Source organism: Myxococcus vastator (genome assembly GCF_010894475.1).
In the GTDB taxonomy this organism is placed as follows: Bacteria; Myxococcota; Myxococcia; order Myxococcales; family Myxococcaceae; genus Myxococcus; species Myxococcus vastator.
Map to the genome: position 1 here is coordinate 1 of NZ_JAAIYB010000558.1, position 4,810 is coordinate 4,810.

Sequence of the window (4,810 nt, forward strand, 5' to 3'; positions counted from 1 at the left end):
CCTCAGTACCATTCAGCGGTACCCACCCCGATGCCCCTTGTGGCCAATGAAGAACTTGCAGTCGCTTTGCCCGAGGCGACCGCGTCAGGTAGACGCCGGAAAACTCACCATTATTGGAACTACGCAGAACGTAATGTCCTACAGTCCCCATTACATTCACGGCAAAACTACGTGTAAGGCCTCCTGACGCAGCCGTGACAAGATGAGCCCCAGAAGGCATCCCAGGGATATAGACAACTGCATTCAAGCCGTTCGTCTGCGACCAGCCACTCATTGTCTGCAACTGAGTGGGGTTCGCGTAGTTCAAGACCTGAGGCAAGTCAAACTGCCCATACGCAATGAACCGGCCGGCTGGATTCGACTGAGTCCACACCACGGGTTCATCTGCCAGTGCATTTCCGTGGCGATCTACAACAATCACCGACAGGGGGCCGATCATTTGGATGCCAGGCTCCGTCTGCACCGGGTCCTCTGAATCGACCAACAAGCTCGCAGGCACATCCGGCAACCCGGTGAGCGCAAAGGGCCGAATCAATTGGAATATCTGAGTTCCGTCAGTCGTCTCCGCTGTCACCAAATTCAACCCCAGGCGCTGTGCTGCATGGACGCCTGGCCTCAATCTATATTCTCTGAGGATATTTGTATCTGGCACAACACGAACTGAAGCATACCCATTTTCATCCGTAGTTACTTGTAATTGACTCTGCGCACTCCCAGAGCCGTCCAACGGAAGAAACGTAGGCTCCGAAACGCTTGCACGCTTGAATGTCACCGTCGCGCCGACGACAGGCTCGCCCTCAAGCGTCGACACTCGTACCGCCACAGGCTGCGGGAGTTGCTGACCAACCAAACCCTCCTGCAGATCAGTCGTTGCGACTTTCTCAATCCGAGCAACCTGCGTCACGTCGTCAACCGCCAACTCGGCTTCCCAGGCGGAGAGCTTCGATTGCAGCCGAGCAATTCCTGTCTGCGGAGGCTCGCCCCAAGCCATCTGCCATGCTCGCGAGTAACTATCGCTTGAGAGCAGTTCAAGCGCCTTCATTTGTTGCCCTAAGGCGTCCAGCACCTGGCTTTTGTAGTCCCTGAATGCGTTCCCCCGAAAGGCGCCCGCCTCCAGCATTGCCTTCGCCTCCCGGAGCGACTCATGGGCACGCTCAAGCGCTAGCGTTTCTGAAGCATCCGCCCATGGTGCGTGCAGGTAGCGGTGCCACCACTCGGGACGAGGTCCTAGGGCAACATGAGCCTTTGCCAAGCTCTCTGCCATCTGGACCTGACCGGCATCCCGCTTTGCCTCCCACTCGGCGCGCGCTTCTTCAAATACGAGTGTCTGATTCGCGGTAGACGCTCCCTCTTTCGAGGCAGAGGTTCTGCTCATCCGATCCAGCACTCTGCCCTTTTGAAACTGCTGCTCAGGAAGCCATTCCCAAGCGCCCCCATCCGCACGTGCCCCCAGCGACACAAACAGCGCTAGCAGCAACATACCCCATTGGCCTGACCGCATTGGACTCCCCCAAGCTCGCATGGACTTCTCCCCTTCCCCTGTCCACTACCTACCCACTCCGACAACTGTCAACTCCAGGACCGTCATGGTTTCGTCACGACGCCTAATTTCCTACCCGCGTCAGCGCCGCATCAATTTCATGGCATGCCTTCAGCGCAGTCAGAACTCCAAACCATGCAGGGGCTGACCGGTGATGAAGGCGAGGGGAGAGGCAACACAGAAAGTGCGTCAGGAATCAATGCCAGAGTGAGTCCTGAATCCCCCACCTGGGTCTCGGAGCAACACGCATGAGGCCCACATGCCTCCACACGCGAGCAGCCCATGTCGAAGACCCTCTCGACAGTGGTGCTCGGCGTTCCCGCCGCGACTCCCGGACCAGCCCATCTTCTACCCGGTGGTGAACGCCGACTACGCGCAGTAGATTGCCCGGGACTGGAACACGCCGGATGCGGGCTCTGGGCATGCGGGCTTCGTCACGGCCTTTGACGTGGACACGGACTACGCCTCGCGCTTCCCCATGCGGACCGTGGGCAATAGCCTCCATCAAGAGCTGTGGGTCCCCGCTAAGGAACTCGCCACCTTCAATCGGCACATCCAAGGCCCCGTGCGCTTCACGGAGGCATGGTACGGCCCCGAGTACTGCGGTCCGGACACCACACTCTGTCCTCTTGAGCGCCAGCTCCGGGCCATGTTCACGCAGGACCGCGACGCCCTGCCACTGCTCCAGGCCAACACCGCCGCCTGTCTCTTCAACTCCGCTTGGTGGTCCTCCAGCCCGGCGTCAGCCCAGGGCTTGGCCTCATCCGACCACCAACACCTGCTCGACCGCCTCCGCCAAACCTGGGTAACCCTGCACCCCACATGGCCGCTCCCGGCCCCGGGCGGGATTCGCCAAACGGGCACACAATGAAAACGCGCCCCATGCGTTATAGGCGCGACCCATTTTGCGACCCCGTTCCGTATCCCATTTTGAAGGGATGACGGACGGCCGGGCATTGGGCTCGAGCCGGCTCGCGATGAGGGACGGAGCTACCGTGCTGCCTGGAACCGACCGGTCCGTCTTGGAGTCCTTCCGCCGGGGGGAGACGTCCGTCCTCACGCAGGTGTACCGGACCTATTCGCCGGAGGTGCTCCGCTACCTCTCGCGAAAGTTCGCGGTCGGCTCGGACGGGGGGACGCGCACCGCCGCGTTGTCCGCGCTGGACCTGGACGCCGCCCATCAAGAGACGTTCGTCCGGGCCTTCCGGCCCAACATGCGGCAGGCCTATGACGGGGTTCGCCCCTACCTGGGCTTCCTCCTCACGGTAGCGCGCTCGACGGCCATCGACCTCATGCGCGCGTCGGGACGCGTGTCCCGCGAGGCCGTCTCCATGGACGACGCGCCCGAGCTGACCCACCTGTCCACCGAGGCCCGGACGCCGGAAGAAGAGGCCCTCAGCACGGAGGTGCGCGACCTGGTCCGCGCCTTCCTCGACACCCTCACGGACGAAGGCCGCGCCCTGGCGCAGCTGCGCTTCGTGGAAGGACTTTCGCAGGAGTCCGCCGCCCAGCAACTCCAGCTCTCCCGAGGCGAAGTCCGGGTGCGCGAGCGGCGGATGCGGACGCAGTTCACCGAGCATTTGAAGGACTCGGGCTGGCTGGACGCATCGGCCGAGCCCGGGCGGATGGAGCTGGGAGTCCTCCTGGCCTCGCTCGCCCTGTGCGCAATAGGGAGCATGCCCTCATGAGGTGGTACGAGAGACATATCGACGCCAGCCTGACCCGGTGGTCGCTGGGAGACCTGTCCTCCCACCAGTCCGCGCGCCTGCTGCGCCACGCCCACGCCTGCCAGCGCTGCGGCGCCCGCTACGAGCGCTGGGCCCAGGCCCACCGCGCCCTGGAGGGCAATGACCTCCACGCCCCCTCCTCCGTGGAGCTCCAAGCCCTGTCACTCGGAGGCCTGGAGGCCGCCCTCGCCGCCGCCGCGCCAGAGCAGGCGTCGTCCCGGTGGCCCTCCCTGGCCCTGCTCGGCGGCGCGCTGGCCGCGGTCTTCCTCGCGGTGGTGCTCGTCCCCACCGCCACGACGACGCCCGGCGAGTTCGTTGCCCGCGGCGAAGGCACCGCGCCCCCCGGCGTCGCCCTGCGAATCTTCTGCGCCACCCCGGGCCAGGCCCTGCGCGAGCTGCACGCCGGAGACACCTGCCGCGCCGGCGCCATGCTGGCCTTCGCCGCCGGTGGCCACGCGCCCTTCACCCACGTCGCGGTCCAGGTCCGCGGCGCCAGGAATGCGGAGGTGACGGCCGGTCCCTTCGGCCTGTCCGGAGGCCTGGGCAAGGAAGCCCCCCTCGAGCTGACCGTGCCCATGCCAGAAACGGCGGGCACCGTCGAAGTCGTCGCCGTCTTCGCAGGCAGCCCGGCCGAGTCCCTGGCGACCCTGCGCGGTGAACAGACAGAGGGCACGGTGGTGCTCAAGCAGTCAGTGAGGGTAGAGGAAGCTCCATGAAAAAGCTGGGAGTGCTCCTCGGCGCCGCGGCACTGCTGCTGGCCCGTGGTGCCTCGGCCGAAGCCGTGGTTCGCCGTGCCCTGGTCATTGCCCATAACGGGAGCGACGACCCGTCGCTCCCGTCGCTGCGTTTCGCGGACGATGACGGCGTGCTGTGGGCGGAGACGCTTCAACGCCTGGGCGTGGAGACGACGCTGCTGGTGGACCCGGACGAGGCGACCCGCGCCACGGCCCGACCGGTGCTCGCGGGCGCCCGGCCTCCAACGCCAGACGAGGTGAAGCGCGAGGTGGCCCGCCTGCGCGCGGCCAACCTGGTGGACCATGAACTGGGACGCCAGACAGACGTGCTGCTCGTCTACGTGGGCCACGGCAACACGGACGAAGCCGGACGCGCGTACTTCACCCTCGCGGGTGGACGTCTGGACAAAGCAAGCCTCTACGCGGACGTGGTGGACCCGCTTGGCGCCAACTACGTCCACCTCATCGTGGACGCGTGCCGTGCCTCCGGCGTCGTGGGCAGCCGCGGCGGTCAGACGGACGCGGCGGTGCTCGCGGAGCTGCGCGGCATGCTGGCCCGTGAGCAGCTCGCCACCCGGCCCACCGTGGGCGCCGTGTTCGCGGAGAGCGAGGACGGCGAGACGCACGAGTGGTCCCGCATCCGCGCCGGTGTCTTCAGCCACGTGGCCCGCTCCGGCCTCATGGGCGCGGCGGACATCAACGGCGACGGCAAGGTGGAGTACAGCGAGCTGGGCGCCTTCGTCACCGCGTCGCTCCAGGGCGTGAAGGGCCTCCCCGCGCGCCTGTCGCTCCACGCCTTCGCCCCCACC

At 65.6% G+C, this 4,810-nt stretch carries 3 protein-coding genes and 1 pseudogene; 3 read left to right on the forward strand and 1 reads right to left on the reverse strand.

The features are described from left to right. A pseudogene (locus G4D87_RS33745) lies at positions 1 to 1,480 on the reverse strand (RHS repeat protein); the annotation flags it as partial. A 1,055-nt stretch (positions 1,481 to 2,535) separates the two neighbouring features. On the opposite strand from G4D87_RS33745, the gene G4D87_RS33750 reads away from it, so the two are divergent. The 3 genes from G4D87_RS33750 to G4D87_RS33760 form a co-directional block, all read left to right on the forward strand. Further along, a complete protein-coding gene (locus tag G4D87_RS33750; RefSeq protein WP_205507820.1) occupies positions 2,536 to 3,228 on the forward strand; it encodes an RNA polymerase sigma factor in 693 nt (230 codons plus the stop codon). Next, the gene (locus tag G4D87_RS33755) at positions 3,225 to 3,983 is read left to right on the forward strand and encodes a hypothetical protein (protein WP_205507821.1); all 759 of its coding nucleotides are present in this window, start codon (positions 3,225 to 3,227) and stop codon (positions 3,981 to 3,983) included. The genes G4D87_RS33750 and G4D87_RS33755 overlap by 4 nt, the downstream gene beginning before the upstream one ends. Then, positions 3,980 to 4,810, forward strand: an 831-nt coding sequence (locus G4D87_RS33760; RefSeq protein WP_163786795.1) for a caspase family protein, incomplete at its 3' end; no start/stop codon positions are given. The genes G4D87_RS33755 and G4D87_RS33760, both read left to right, overlap by 4 nt.

What these genes read in the sequence shown, in the direction of transcription:
- G4D87_RS33755 (WP_205507821.1), top strand. Translation starts at nt 3,225, where the DNA reads ATGAGGTGGTACGAGAGACATATCGACGCCAGCCTGACCCGGTGGTCG.